The organism is Streptomyces sp. NPDC037013 (assembly GCF_055607265.1).
Genome location: NZ_JBVJRV010000009.1, coordinates 236,578 through 250,255, shown reverse-complemented (window position 1 = coordinate 250,255; position 13,678 = coordinate 236,578). Strand labels below are relative to the sequence as shown.

General features: G+C 73.2%; 14 protein-coding genes. 10 read left to right on the top strand and 4 right to left on the bottom strand.

Annotation, left to right across the window (positions count from 1 at the left end; translation table 11 throughout):
* The first annotated feature begins 16 nt into the window (after positions 1–16).
* Positions 17–442: a tetratricopeptide repeat protein gene (locus ACZ7DY_RS31750; protein ID WP_471141478.1), complete on the top strand. Its 426-nt coding sequence runs from the start codon at positions 17–19 to the stop codon at positions 440–442.
* 43 nt (positions 443–485) lie between these two features.
* On the opposite strand, the gene ACZ7DY_RS31745 is transcribed toward ACZ7DY_RS31750, so the two are convergent.
* Entirely contained in the window at positions 486–752 is a 267-nt protein-coding gene (locus ACZ7DY_RS31745) for a DUF6343 family protein (protein ID WP_471141476.1), read from the bottom strand.
* Between the two features lie 125 nt (positions 753–877).
* On the opposite strand from ACZ7DY_RS31745, the gene ACZ7DY_RS31740 reads away from it, so the two are divergent.
* The 3 genes from ACZ7DY_RS31740 (at position 878) to ACZ7DY_RS31730 (ending at position 3,126) form a co-directional block, all read left to right on the top strand.
* Positions 878–1,780, top strand: coding sequence for an acyltransferase domain-containing protein (locus ACZ7DY_RS31740; protein WP_471141926.1), 903 nt, complete (start codon positions 878–880; stop codon positions 1,778–1,780).
* Between the two features lie 57 nt (positions 1,781–1,837).
* Entirely contained in the window at positions 1,838–2,542 is a 705-nt protein-coding gene (locus ACZ7DY_RS31735; RefSeq protein ID WP_471141473.1) for a class I SAM-dependent methyltransferase, read from the top strand.
* A 119-nt stretch (positions 2,543–2,661) separates the two neighbouring features.
* The gene (locus tag ACZ7DY_RS31730; RefSeq protein WP_471141471.1) at positions 2,662–3,126 is read left to right on the top strand and encodes a DoxX family protein; all 465 of its coding nucleotides are present in this window, start codon (positions 2,662–2,664) and stop codon (positions 3,124–3,126) included.
* A gap of 117 nt (positions 3,127–3,243) precedes the next feature.
* Here the strand turns inward: ACZ7DY_RS31730 and ACZ7DY_RS31725 are convergent, their stop codons facing one another.
* Positions 3,244–3,723 (bottom strand): RNA-binding S4 domain-containing protein, encoded by a 480-nt coding sequence (locus ACZ7DY_RS31725; RefSeq protein ID WP_471141469.1) that lies wholly within the window; start codon positions 3,721–3,723, stop codon positions 3,244–3,246.
* 186 nt (positions 3,724–3,909) lie between these two features.
* On the opposite strand from ACZ7DY_RS31725, the gene ACZ7DY_RS31720 reads away from it, so the two are divergent.
* The 6 genes from ACZ7DY_RS31720 (at position 3,910) to ACZ7DY_RS31695 (ending at position 11,403) form a co-directional block, all read left to right on the top strand.
* Entirely contained in the window at positions 3,910–5,382 is a 1,473-nt protein-coding gene (locus ACZ7DY_RS31720; protein ID WP_471141466.1) for a M20/M25/M40 family metallo-hydrolase, read from the top strand.
* Positions 5,379–6,923 carry a YfcC family protein gene (locus ACZ7DY_RS31715; protein WP_471141464.1) on the top strand — a complete coding sequence of 515 codons (1,545 nt, stop codon included), beginning with the start codon at positions 5,379–5,381 and terminating at the stop codon, positions 6,921–6,923. The genes ACZ7DY_RS31720 and ACZ7DY_RS31715 overlap by 4 nt, the downstream gene beginning before the upstream one ends.
* A gap of 131 nt (positions 6,924–7,054) precedes the next feature.
* Positions 7,055–7,777: a uracil-DNA glycosylase gene (locus ACZ7DY_RS31710; protein ID WP_471141461.1), complete on the top strand. Its 723-nt coding sequence runs from the start codon at positions 7,055–7,057 to the stop codon at positions 7,775–7,777.
* Between the two features lie 33 nt (positions 7,778–7,810).
* A complete protein-coding gene (locus tag ACZ7DY_RS31705) occupies positions 7,811–9,001 on the top strand; it encodes an MFS transporter (protein WP_471141460.1) in 1,191 nt (396 codons plus the stop codon).
* Between the two features lie 25 nt (positions 9,002–9,026).
* Positions 9,027–10,001, top strand: a complete 975-nt coding sequence (gene pip / locus ACZ7DY_RS31700; protein ID WP_471141458.1) for a prolyl aminopeptidase — start codon at positions 9,027–9,029, stop codon at positions 9,999–10,001.
* A 433-nt stretch (positions 10,002–10,434) separates the two neighbouring features.
* Complete coding sequence (locus ACZ7DY_RS31695; RefSeq protein ID WP_471141456.1) at positions 10,435–11,403, top strand: glycoside hydrolase family 6 protein; 969 nt, start codon at positions 10,435–10,437, stop codon at positions 11,401–11,403.
* On the opposite strand, the gene ACZ7DY_RS31690 is transcribed toward ACZ7DY_RS31695, so the two are convergent.
* Entirely contained in the window at positions 11,383–12,396 is a 1,014-nt protein-coding gene (locus tag ACZ7DY_RS31690) for a TolB-like translocation protein (protein WP_471141453.1), read from the bottom strand. The genes ACZ7DY_RS31695 and ACZ7DY_RS31690 overlap by 21 nt on opposite strands.
* The gene (locus tag ACZ7DY_RS31685) at positions 12,393–13,676 is read right to left on the bottom strand and encodes an MFS transporter (protein ID WP_471141450.1); all 1,284 of its coding nucleotides are present in this window, start codon (positions 13,674–13,676) and stop codon (positions 12,393–12,395) included. The genes ACZ7DY_RS31690 and ACZ7DY_RS31685 overlap by 4 nt, the downstream gene beginning before the upstream one ends.
* Between the last annotated feature and the right edge of the window lie 2 nt (positions 13,677–13,678).

Sequence of the window (13,678 nt, the reverse complement as noted above, 5' to 3'; positions counted from 1 at the left end):
AGGGAAGGAGTCCGGCGTGCCCGAGATCAGCCCGGAGACTCATGTCATCGATTTCCGCGCGGCGGAGCAGCTGCTCGCCGCGCGGGACCCGCGTGGCGCGGTGAAGCTGCTCGACACCGTCATCGACGCCCACCCCGAGAACACCGCGGCCCGCCTGCTGCGGGCGCGCGCCTTCTTCGCCGCCGCCCAACTGCGCGCCGCCGAGCTGGAGTTCAGCCTCGTCCTGGAGCGCGAGCCGGACAACGCCTTCGCGCACTTCGCACTCGCCCGCACCTACGAGCGCACCGCCCGCCCCGAGCGGGCCCGCCGCCACTTCCGCCTCGCGGCGGCCCTGGACCCACAGCCCGAGTACCTGGCGGCGGCCCGCTTCGACGGCGAGAACGGCCCGACGGGAGAGGGCGGCCCGGCGGGCGGGGGCGGCCCGGCGGAGGCCGAGGACTAGCGTCCCCCTCGTCGGGCGCGTCCCCCGGCCCCCGACCGCGGACCTATCGGCCGCCGTCCGGCGGCTCGTAAGGCGGGATGTCTTTGCCCGGCTGGTAATGGGGCCCTTGGTGGATGCGGTGCACGACCCACGCGAGATCGGCGGCGATCACCAGCATCAGCACCCCGCACGCCGCCGCCCACCCCGTCCGCCCGGTGAGCGAGAAGACGGCGGTGCCGAAGGCGGCCCAGACCAGCCCCCATACGCTGAACCAGAAGCGCATGCGCAGCGGGCTGCGCGCCGTCAGGGGTTCACTGCCTGTACGCGTCATGAGAGGTCATCTCCTCCTTTCAGGATAAAGAGGGTGGAAACGTGCTGGAAGCCTTCGCCGCCGACGAGCGGCTCACCGCGTGGCTCGCGGAACTGCGGGACGTGGGGGAGCCGCCGGCCCGGGTCCTGCTCCCGGACGCCGACGAACTGCCCGAGGTGCTCCTCGACCTCGCCGTGCCCCACGAGGACATCAACGCCCTCGTGGCCCTCCGCGACCGGCTGTGGGCCGAGCCGGAGGCCCGGTGGCTGCTCGACCGCTGCGTGGCCGTCCTCGTGCGCGACATGGGAGCCGTCGGCGGGGGCGGCCGGGCGCCCGAGCTGCCCGAGGAGTGGGGCGAGCTCGGGCGCTGCTTCCACGTCTACGTGTACGTGGCGGCGCTGGAGCACGTGCGCGCGTACCACCGCGAGCGCGGCATCCCCGACGACGTCTCGCGCCGTACCCTCGCCGACCTGGGCCGCCACCTGGCGGTGCACCGCAGGGCGCGCGGCGGCCGGGGTCTGGTCGTACCGGGCTGGCACGCCCTGCACTTCCGGGGTGAGCTCTACCAGCTGGGGCGGCTCCAGTTCCAGCGTGCCGTGCTGGGCAGGCGCATGGGCGGCGCGACGGCCGCTGCCGGGCACTCGGCGGGCCCGGGCGACCCCTGCCTGAACATCCACATCACCGATTTCCGGGGGCCTCTGACACCGGCGGCCTGCGACCGGTCGATGGCCCTGGCGCGCGCGTTCTTCGCCCGGCACTTTCCCGAGGAACGGTATGAGACAGCCGTCTGCCACTCCTGGCTGCTCGACCCGCAGCTGAGGGACCACCTGCCCGCGGAGTCGAACATCGTCCGCTTCCAGCGACGATTCCACCTGGCGGACGGCTACGACCGGCAGCCGGAGGACGGCGATCCCGTCGCCTTCGTCTTCGGCGACCGGGACCTGCCCGTGGCCGAACTGCCCAGGCGCACCACGGTCGAGAGGGCCGTGGGCGACCACCTGAGGGCCGGCGGCCACTGGTACGGCGGGCATGGCTGGTTTCCGCTGTAGACCCGGCACCCGGACGCGCGCCGGGAACGGGGGCCCGGCACGCTTCGTTGGCCGGGCATGAGTCTGCAGATGCGTGAGGGGTACGAGGGGACGGGGCCCGGCGCGATCACGCCGGACGGCTGCGCGGTCGAGCTGTACACACGCCTGTCCGTCGGGGACGAGCCCGACATCATCGAGGGCTCCGTGCCCGCCGGGGCGCACATCCTCGAACTGGGCTGCGGCGCGGGGCGGGTGACGCGGCCGCTCCTGGAGCGGGGCTTCCGGGTGACCGCCGTGGACGAGTCCCCCGAGATGCTGGAGAAGGTCGCCGCGCTCGACGGCGGGGTGCGGACGGTCCTCAGCCCGATCGAGAAGCTCGACCTCGACGAGAAGTTCACCGTGGTGACCCTCGCGTCGTTCCTCGTGCACACCGGCGACGCGGCGGTGCGCCGCGGCATGCTGCGCGCCTGCCGCAGACACCTCACGGACGACGGCTGCGTGCTCATCCAGCGCGAGGGCGCGGACTACCACACCAATGTCCCGAGAGAGCGCGTCGACCCGGGCGGCTACACCGTCCGCATCCTCTCCGCGACACCGGTCGGCGACGGCGTGAACGAGGTGCGCGCGGAGTACGTCTTCCCGGACGCCGCCTGGACCCAGACGTTCCGCGCCCGCCCCCTCACCCCCGACCAGTTCGAGGCCGCCCTGGCGGAGGCCTCCCTCAAGGTCGACAAATACCTGACGGACGACGGTATGTGGGTGAGGGCGGTCGCGGTGGAGTGAAGCCCCGGTTTGTGAAGTCGCCGCTCAGAGCGATGAGTTCCGTGCGGACGGCCGGTCTATATCGGTGACAGTACAACGGCCCGGGAGCCCGACGGGCCCCACCCACCGAGGAGACCACGATGTCCGCCACCACCACGCCCGCCGCTCCCGTCACCGCCGCCACCCCTGCCCCCGCCGCTGCCCCCGCGCGCCGTCGCCGCTCTGATGCCCGGATCGCCCGGCTCTCCCTGCGCGGCATGCAGGTGCTGATCGGCGTGTTCTTCGCCGTCGCGAGCGGAGCGCCCAAGCTGGTCGCGCACCCGACCGCCGTCGAGGTCTTCGACAGGCTCGGGTGGGGCGCGCCGGGGATGTACACCATCGGGACGCTGGAGCTGCTCGGCGGCATCGCGCTGCTGCTCCCGCTGCTCTCCTCGGTCGCCGCGACGGCGTTCATCGGGCTGATGACCGGCGCGTTCATCGTCAACGTCACCGCACTCGGCGGCGAGAACGCGGCCACGCCGCTCATCCTCATCCTGCCGCTCGCGTGGATCGCGTGGGCGCGGCGTGGCGAGACGACGAAGCTGATCGCCCGCCTGCGCCGGTGAGTGCGGTGCCTGGGTGCAGAAAAGTCTCAGCAACACGCCTCGAATCGGGGCGTGTTGCTGAGACTTTTCCGCAACGGACACAACCTCGGCGCCGCTGCGCCGCGCGGAAGTCGGGGTTCAGCCCTCCGCGCCGCGGAGGCGGTCCATCTCGCGGCGGTCCCGCTTCGTGGGGCGGCCCGTGCCCCGGTCGCGGATGCCCGCGGGGGCGACGGCCTCGCGGGGCGGCGGGGGAGGCGAGTTGTCCACGTAACACTCGACGGCGACCGGCGCTCCGACGCGCTTTCGGATGAGGCGCTTCACCACGACGACCCGCTCCCGGCCCCCGGGCTGACGCAGACGCACCTCGTCGCCCACGTGCACGCCGTACGCGGGCTTGACGCGCTCCCCGTTGACCCGGACGTGGCCGCCCTTGCACGCGGCGGCGCCGGCCGAACGGGTCTTGGTGAGGCGTACGGACCAGATCCAGCTGTCCACGCGCACCGTGCCCCCGCCGCCGGCCCCGCTACCTGCGCCGCCACCGGCCACCCCACCACTGGCCGTCCCGCCACCGGCCGTCCCCGTGCTCCCGCCGGCATCCTCTGAAGTCTCCGAAGCCATGTGTCGACCTTAGTCCGGCTTCGGTGCCGCGTTCCCGCCCACCGGCGAGCCGTCCGGAAACCGCTGACCTCGGACGTCGATAATTCGAGATCAACGGAACATAGCGTCTGATGTCGAGCATTCAGCTACATCCCTCACAAAGTGCAAAGTACGAGGCATGACACGCGACTCCCAGGAGTGCTGCCCATGACGTCCAAGACGTCCGATACGTCTTTCGAAGCCACCGTCGACGGTCTGATGGACGGGCTCCGCGCCGATCTGGAACGGCTCGCCGCGATTCCCTCGATCTCCTTCCCCGGGTTCCCAGCGGGGCCCGTGGAGGAGGCGCACGACCTGGTGGCCGGGCTGCTGCGCGACGCCGGTGTCCCGCGCGTCGAGCGGATCGACCTGCCGGACACCGCCCCGGCCGTGTACGGAGAGATCCCGCCCCCCTCGCCGGATGCGCCGACCGTCCTGTTCTACGGCCACTACGACGTGCAGCCGCCCGGCGACGAGTCGCTCTGGGAGTCGCCGCCCTTCGAGCCGACCCCCGTCGAGGGCGGCCTGCGTGCCCGGGGCATCGCGGACGACAAGTCCAACGTCATCGCGCACCTCGGAATGGTGCGGGCCTTCCAGGGACGCCCGCCGGTCGGCGTCAAGATCGTCATCGAGGGCCAGGAGGAGTACGGCAGCGCCTTCGACGGCTACCCGCCCACCGACCCCGGACGGTTCGCCTGCGACGCGATGGTCATCGCCGACCTCGGCAACCTCCGTCCCGGCACCCCCACTCTCACCACCGGCCTGCGCGGTGCCGCCGAGGTCACGGTCGAGGTCCGCACCCTCGACGAGCCGCGCCACAGCGGGGAGTTCGGCGGGGCGGCGCCCGACGCGCTGCTCGTCCTCCTGAAGGCGCTGGCCACCCTCCACGACGTCCACGGTGACGTCGCCGTGGAGGGGTTGCGGCGCGAGGAGTGGGCCGGTGTCTCGTACACCGAGGAGGAGTTCCGCTCGCTCGCGGGCGTGCGCGACGGGATGCCGCTCGTCGGCAGCGGGAGTCTGGGGGAGCGGCTGTGGAGCGGGCCCGCGATCACCGTCATCGGTCTGGACGCGCCGAGCGTGGCGCATGCCGCGTCCGCCGTGGTGCCGTACGCCAGGGCCAAACTGAACCTCCGCTTCCATCCGCGGCAGGACCCGCGCGAGGCGCAGGGCAGGCTCGTCGAGCATCTGCGTTCGCTCCGGCCCTTCGGCGTCCCGCTCACCGTCACCCCCGGCGACACCGGGCCCGGGTACGAGGCCGCCACGGGCGGGCCCGCCTACCGTGCCGCGCTCGACGCGCTGCGGGAAGGGTGGGGGCAGGACCCCTCGTACGTGGCGACCGGCGGTTCCATTCCGCTGGTCAACGGGCTCGCGGCGGCGGCGCCGGAAGCCGAGGTGCTGCTCTTCGGGGCGCAGGACGGCATGTGCAATCTGCACGCCCCGAACGAGCGCGTCCTCTTCTCGGAACTGCGCAACACCGTCGTCGCCCTGTGCGCCTTCGTACGGGAGTACGCGGCCGGCTTCGAGAAGGCGCGCCCCGGACGTGGGGATTCCGCACGTGCTGACTCCGGGCCTGCGGACTCCGGTAGTCCGGACTCCAAGTCCGCCTCCGGCCCGGCGCGGTCGGGCGGTGAAGGCGCGTGACGTCGACGGAGACGACGCCCGTGGGCGGTGATCCGAACGAAAGCCCCCCGGAGAAGCGCGGGTTCACCTTTCCGAGCGCCCTGACCGTCCTCGCCGTCGTCACCGTCGCCGTCTGGCTGCTCGCCTTCCTCGTCCCGTCGGGACAGTACGACCGCAACGCGTCCGGCGCGCCCGTGCAGGGCTCCTACCACCGCGTCGACTCCGGGCAGTCCTTGGTCGACCGCCTCAACGACCTCTTCCTCGCGCCCGTCAACGGGCTCTACGGCATCCAGGACGAGAAGACCGCGCTCGTCGCGCCCGACAACGTCGGTTCGCTGTACGGCTCCGCGGGCGTCTTCCTGTTCGTCCTCGCCATCGGCGCCTTCATCACCGTCGTCTTCGCGACCGGGGCGCTCGACCGCGGCATCGGACGCCTCGCGCACCGGCTGCGCGAGCGCGGCGCGCTGCTCATCGCCGGGGTCATGGTGGTCTTCTCCGTCCTCGGCACGGTCGAGGGGTTCGCCGAGGAGACGCTGGGTTTCTACGGGCTGATCGTGCCGCTGATGCTCGCCCTGGGGTACGACCGGATGACCGCGGTCGGCGTGATCATCCTCGGCGCCGGGGTCGGCGTGCTCTGCTCGACGGTGAACCCGTTCGCGACGGGCGTCGCCTCCTCCGCGGCGGACATCTCCCTCGGCGACGGCATCGTGCTCCGCTTCGCCATGTGGTTCGTCCTGACCGGCGTGACGGTCGCGTACGTCATCCGGTACGCCCGGCGCGTGCGCACCGATCCCGGCCGCTCCCTCTCCGGCTTCCTGCCCGGTGACCGGGACCGGGAGCGGGCCGCCGAGGGCGCCGCGGACGTGCCCGAGCTGACCCGGCTGCACAAGGCGGTCCTCGTCGCCACGGCGCTGGTCTTCGCGTTCATGATCTTCTCGGTGGTGCCGTGGTCGAGCGCGCTCACGGGCAGGGCGGACGCGCAGCCGTACGGTTTCGAACTGGGCTGGTCGTTCCCGCAGCTCGCGGCGCTCTTCCTCTGCGCGGCCGTCCTCGTCGGGCTCGTGGCGCGGATGGGGGAGCAGCGGCTCAGCTCGACGATCGTCCAGGGCGCGGCCGACTTCGTCTCGCCCGCCCTGGTCATCCTGCTCGCCCGCGGCGTCACGACGATCATGAACAACTCGAAGATCACCGACACCGTGCTGCACTCCATCGAGGGTGTCGTGAAGGGCACGTCGTCCGGGCTCTTCGCGGTCATCGTCTTCCTCGTGAACCTGCCGCTCGCCTTCCTGATCCCCTCCACCTCGGGCCACGCCACGCTCGCCATGCCGATCCTCGCCCCGCTCGCCGACTTCGCGGGCGTCCCGCGCGCGGTGGTCGTCACGGCCTGGCAGGCGGCCAGCGGCTGGATGAACCTGTGGGTGCCGACCACCGCCGTGACCATCGGCGGGGTGGCGCTCGCCAAGGTCGGCTACGACAAGTACCTGCGGTTCGTCTGGCCGCTGCTCGCCATCCTTGCCCTGCTGATCTGCGGGTTCGTTGCGGTGGGCGCGGCCGTGACCTGAACGGGCGCGGTCGGCGAGCTGCCGAATGCCGGATTGTCGGATCCCGGACGATGTAGGACGCCGGATGTCGGATCCCGGATTCCGGGGGGGAGGGGGGCCGGTTCCGGTTCGGGCGTACGTACGGTGGGGGGATGGACGGCCTGAGCGAACTGGACGAGCGGATCACCGGCTGCCGCGCCTGCCCCCGACTCGTCGACTGGCGCGAGGAGGTGGCGCGCACCAAGCGCGCGGCCTTCGCCGACTGGGAGTACTGGGGCCGCCCGGTGCCCGGCTTCGGCCCCCACGACGCCTCGCTCCTGATCATCGGCCTCGCGCCCGCCGCCCACGGCGCCAACCGCACGGGACGGATGTTCACCGGCGACCGCTCGGGGGAGTTCCTCTACCCGGCCCTGTACGACGTCGGCCTGGCGTCCCGCCCGACCGCCGAGAGCGCCGACGACGGCCTGACCCTCTACGGCACCCGCATCACCTCGCCCGTGCACTGCGCCCCGCCCGCCAACAAGCCCACCACGGAGGAGCGCGACACCTGCCGCCCCTGGCTGGTGAGCGAGCTCGAACTGCTCGCCCCGACGCTCAAGGCGGTGATCGTGCTCGGCGGCTTCGGCTGGCAGGCGGCGATGCCCGCCTTCACGGCGGCGGGCTGGCAGGTGCCGAGGCCCCGGCCGGCGTTCGGCCACGGAGCGCACGTGGTCCTGCCGGGCGGCCCGCGCGGGGAGGGCCTCGACCTCTTCGGCTGCTTCCACGTCAGCCAGCGCAACACGTTCACCGGCCGGCTCACGCCCGGCATGCTGCGCGACGTCCTGCGCACGGCGGCCCTGGAGGCGGGGCTGCACCCGGATGGCCCAGCAGAGTGAGCCGGGACGGGCGGCGATTCCTAGCGTGAGGACGTGGACGAGACTCTCGCAGCCAAGCCCTCCGCCGCCGCCTACCGCAATCTGGTCGTGGCGACGGTCGGCTTCACCCTGACCTTCTGGGCCTGGGACCTGGTCGCGCCGCTCGGCAGCGACTTCAAGGACCGGCTGGGGCTCAGCTCCTTCGAGCAGTCGCTGCTGGTCGCGGTGCCCGTCATCGTGGGCTCGCTGGGCCGGGTCCCGGTCGGCGCACTCACCGACCGCTACGGCGCCCGGCTGATGTTCCCGCTGGTCTCGGCGCTCACGATCGTGCCGGTGCTGCTGATCATCCCGGCGAAGAACAGTTTCATCGCCATGCTCGGCGTCGGCTTCCTGCTCGGCCTCGGCGGGACGACGTTCGCCATCGGCATCCCGCTGGTCAACTCCTGGTTCCCGCCCGCCCGCAGAGGGTTCGCGCTCGGCGTCTTCGGCATGGGCATGGGCGGTGTGGCGCTCTCCGGCTACTTCACCCCGCGCATCGCCAAGCACGGCGCGAACCTGCCGTTCATCGTCGTGGCGACCGCGCTCGCCGCCTTCGCGGTGCTCGCGCTGTTCCTCATCACCGACCGCCCCGACCGGCCCGTGCCCACCAGCTCCCTCGCCGACCGGCTCGGCCGGGCGGGCCGGCTTCGGGTCACCTGGGAGCTGTCCGCCCTGTACGCGATCGGCTTCGGCGGGATCGTCGCCTTCGGGGTGTACCTGCCCACCTACCTGAAGACCTGGTACGACCTCTCGCCGACGGACGCGGGGACCAAGGCGGCCGGTTTCGCGCTCGTCACCGTGATCTTCCGGCCCGTCGGCGGCTGGCTCTCCGACCGGCTCCACCCCGCCACCGTCACCACGGTCGCCCTCGCGGTGGTCGCGCTCTTCGCCGTCATCCAGGCCTTCGACCCGACGCTGAACCCGACGGGCACCATCTGCTTCCTCGCCATGGCGGCCGGCCTCGGCACCGCGAGCGGCAGCGTCTTCGCGCTCGTCTCCCAGGTCACCCCGCAGCCGCAGGTCGGCTCCGTCACCGGCATCGTGGGCGCGGTGGGCGGTCTCGGCGGCTTCGTCCCGCCCCTTGTCATGGGTGCGATCTACAGCGCGAAGAACTCGTACTCGATCGGCTTCATGCTCCTCTCCGACCTGGCGCTTGCGGGCTGCGTCTACGCGTACGGCCGGATGCGAAACGCGAAGGCGGAGTGAGCGGCGGCGGGGTTAGGGTGCCGCGATGGGCCTCTACCCGGACATCGAACCCCACGACCACGGCATGCTCGACGTCGGCGACGGCAACCACGTGTACTGGGAGGTCTGCGGCAATCCGCTCGGCAAGCCCGCCGTCGTGCTGCACGGCGGCCCGGGCTCCGGCTGCACCCCCTTCTTCCGCCGGTACTTCGACCCGGACGCGTACCGGATCGTCCTGCTCGACCAGCGCGGCGCGGGACGGTCCACGCCGCCCGCGAGCGACCCGGCGACCGACATGGGCGTCAACACGATCAAGCACCTGATGGCCGACCTGGAGCTGCTCCGCCGCCACCTGCGCATCGAGCGGTGGCTGGTGTGGGGCGTCTCGTTCGGCTCCGTGCTGGGCCTGCGGTACGCGCAGACCCACCCGGACCGGGTCTCGGAACTGGTCCTCACGGGCATCGCCACCGGCAGCCGCGCCGAGGTGGACCTGCTGACCCGGGGGCTCGGCCGGATCTTCCCCGAGGCGTGGCGGGCCTTCCGCGACGGCGTGCCGGAGGCGGAGCGGGACAAGCTGCCCGCGGGGGAGCCGGGCGGCGGTCTCGCCGCCGCCTACAACCGGCTCCTGGAGTCACCGGACGCCCAGGTCCGCGCGCGGGCCGCCCGGGCCTGGACGGACTGGGAGACGGCGTGCGTACCGGCGCCCCCGAGGTCGGTGCCGCGGTACGAGGACGCGGCGTTCCGGGCCGGCTTCGCCCGCACCGTCACGCACTACTTCGCCAACGACCACTGGCTGGGCGGCGACGAGGTCGTCCTGCGGGACGCGGATTCCCTCCGGGGAATCCCGGGGGTGCTGGTCCAGGGCCTCCTCGACTTCGGCAACCTCCTGGGCATCCCGTGGCGGCTCCACCGGGCGTGGCCGGAGAGCGAGCTGATCCTCGTCGACGACGCGGGGCACAACGCGGGCGCGCGCGGGATCGCGGAGGAGCTGACGGCGGCCACGGATCGGTTCAGGGGGTGACGGCTCCAGGCCGTCGTGCACCTCCAACGCCTCGCGCACCGTCAGGAGTTCCCTCGTGTACCGCGCAAGGTTCCCTCGTGCCGGGAGCGTCGGTGGCGGGGGCGCCAAACCCCCTTCGAGGGAGCGCACTTGGGGCGCGGTGCGCCGGAAGAGGCCGCCGTCGGAGTGATCTTACGGGCGAACTGCCGCGCGCCGCCCGGGGAGAGGCCCCCGCAGGGGCACGGTGACCGCACACTCCGGGGAAGCGCCGGGCACCACCGGCGCCGTCACCACGAACAACTGGAGCCGCCCGGTGTCTCCACAGCCCCTCCGCCGTCTCCGGCCGCGCCCCCACCCGGCTTCCGGGCGCCGTACCCGATTCCGTAGCGGTGTCCGCCCCCGCTCCCGTACCGCGTTCCCGCTCACGCGAGCCGTTCTCGCCGCCGCCTTCCTCATGGGCGCGCTGGGTCCGGTGAGCGGGGCGGCGGCCGACGACGTGGCACCCGCGGACCCGGCCGTCCCCACCTTCTGGGTCGACCCGGACAGCGCCGCCGCCCGCCAGGCCGCCGAGTGGCAGCGGGAGGGCCGGACCGCCGACGCCCGCCTCATCGAGCGCATCGCGGGGCAGCCGCAGGCCGTCTGGCTGTTCGGGGACGGGGCCGCCGCCTCCGTGCGTGCGCACACCGACGCGGCGGCGAAGGCGGGCCGCACCCCGGTCTTCGTCGCCTACTTCATCCCGCACCGGGACTGCGGCGCGTACTCCTCGGGCGGGGCCCGCGACGCCGCCGACTACCGCCGGTGGATCGAAGAGGTCGCCACGGCCCTCGGCGACCGGGACGCGTACGTGATCGTGGAACCCGACGCCGTCGCCCACCTGGTGGCGGGCTGCCGGGGCGTCTCGGCGGACGAACGGTCCACGCTGCTGACCCAGGCCGTCCAGCGCCTCGGCCGCCAGCCGCGCACCAAGGTGTATCTGGACGCGGGGAACCCCGGCTGGATCCCCGACGAGCGGCGGCTCGTCGCCCCGCTCGACCGGGCCGGCATCGCCGCGGCCGACGGCTTCGCGCTCAACGTCTCCAACTTCCACACGGACGAGGCCAGTTCCGACTACGGGCACCGGCTCGCCGCGGCGCTCGGCGGCGGCAAGCACTTCGTCGTCGACAGCAGCCGCAACGGGAACGGCCCCTACCAGGGCGCCGAATCCTGGTGCAATCCGCCGGGCCGCGCCCTCGGCACACCGCCCACCGCCCGGACCGGGGACCCCGCGCTCGACGCCTACCTGTGGGTCAAGCGCCCCGGCGAGTCCGACGGAACCTGCCGGGGCGGCCCGCGGGCGGGCCAGTGGTGGCCCGAGTACGCCCTGGGCCTGGCCCGCGGGGCGCACGTCCCGCCGGCTCCCGGGTCAGTGCACGGACGCGGGTGAACTCCCGCCCCGTACCCGCAGAACGGGCCTGCCCGAGCCGTCGGCGGGGACCGACCAGATGTCCTGCTTGCGGCCGTCCTCGCCCGGCAGGGCGTACGCGAGCGTGCCGTCGTCGAGCCACGCCGCCTGGTCGTCCACGCTGCGGCGCTCGGCGAGGGGGTGCTCGCGCATCGTCCGGAGATCGAGGACGTACAGCCGCCAGGGGTCCGAAGTCCCCTTCCGCACCCGCTTCTTGAAGGCGAGGCGGGTGTTGTCCGGGGAGAGCGAGGGGCATTCGACGTTCGTGCGCAGGGCGGTCGCCGCCCACTTCTTCATGTCGCCGCGCACGAGGTACGTCCTGCCCTTGGTCGAGACCGTCGCGTAGAAGCGGTTGTCGTCGTCGGCGAAGGTCACGCCCCAGTAGTTGACGTCGGGGGAGTGGTAGCGGCGGCCGTCGAGGGTGAGGGGGATCTCCTCCATGTTCTTGATCAGGTAGCCGGTACGGGTGTCCAGGATCGAGGTGCGGGTGGAGAACGAGGAGCCCGCGTAGGAGTCGCCGGTGGCGAACATCGTCCAGGACAGCATCCGGCCAGACGCCGAGACGCGGGCCCGGTTGGGGATGCCGGTGAGCGCGACGCGCCGCTTCTCCCGGAGCCTCCCGTCCAGGACGACGGCGTACGACCTCGGCGGGATCCCGGAGCGGCGCTGCAGGCACAGGGCGGTGCCCCCGGCGGCGTAGAAGCGGTCGCAGGACGGGCCGCCGGTGGTACGGGCGGCTCCGCCGGAGGGCTTGCCGGGCGCGGGAAGGCGGGCGACCCGGCCGGCGCCGGCCTCCGTGCTGCGGAAGTAGAGGTGCCCCCGGTCGAGCCCGAACTGTGAGGAGGTGTCGACCGATTGGGCACTGTGGGCCGCACGCAGGGTGTACGTGACGGCGACGCCCGCGAGGACGGCGGCGGCCACGGCCACGGTGATGATGCGGGAGCGGAGGGAGTGGGCGGCTGGCAGGGGGTTCATGACCGCCTTTCGGTGGGTCGGAGCAGGACGGCCGCCCCGCCGAGCGCGACGCTCAGCGCGGCCACCGCACAGGTCAGCGCCGTCCCGACGCCCCAGAGGGTCCAGGCTGCCCCGAATCCGGCGGCGGCGAGGAGCCGGGCGAGCGCCTGGCCGGTCTGCAGGACGGCCATGCCGCTCGCCCGCCGTTCCTGGGCGACCACCGGGGCGACGAGGGCCATCAGGACGCCGTCGGTCGCCGCGTAGAAGAGGCCGAGCAGCAGCAGGACGCCGACGAGCAGGGGCCGGCCGCCGGTGGGTGAGAGCAGCAGGAGGTAGCCGCCGAGCAGCGCCACGTGCCCCGCGAGGAACGGCACGCGCCGCCCCGTGCGGTCGGCGAGCCGGCCGACCGGGACCGCGAGCAGCAGGTAGACGGCGGCGGAGCCGAGCGGCAGGAGCGGGAACCAGGAGACGGCGAAGTCGAGCCGCCGCTGGAGGAGGAGGTAGAGGAACGCGTCGCCGATGGTGGCCGCGCCGAGCAGCGCGGCCGCGCAGAGGACGCGCCGGAAGGCGGGGATGCGGAGCAGGCCGAGCACCTTGCCCGTGGTGGCGGGCACGGAGGGCGAGGCGGTGGGGGACGAGGGGGCGGGGCGCGGTTTCTGCGGGGCGGGGGTGCTCCCGTGCGCCGGTACGAAGGCGACCAGCATCAGCACCCCGAGGAGCCCGAAGCAGAAGCTGACCACGAACACGGCGTCGTACGCGTCCGCGGTCGCCCACAGCAGCGCGAACGCGGCGAGCGGACCGAGCAGCGCACCCGTCGTGTCCATCGCCCGGTGCACGCCGAAGGCGCGGCCCAGCGCGTCGGGCGGGCTGCTCAGGGAGATGAGCGCGTCGCGGGGCGCGGTGCGCACGCCCTTGCCGACGCGGTCGGCGGCGAGCGCCACCCCGATCCCGGCGGTGGCGCCGCCCGCGAGGAGCAGCCCGAGCCGGGAGAGCGCGGAGAGCGCGTAGCCGCCGCCGGCCACCAGTTTGTGCCGTCCGCCGCGGTCGGCGGCGTATCCGCCCGCCAGGCGCACCAGGGCGGTGACTCCGTTGTAGAGCCCGTCGAGGAATCCGAACTGGAGTGGGGAGAGACCGAGTTGGAGGACGAAGTAGAGCGGCAGGACGGCGGTGACCATCTCCGACGAGATGTCCGTGACCAGGCTGACCGCGCCGAGGGCGAGGACGGGACCGGCGACGCGGCCGCGCCGGGCCGCGGATTTCTCCGAGGCTTTGGCGACCGCGTCGGTCGTGGCCAGATACATGG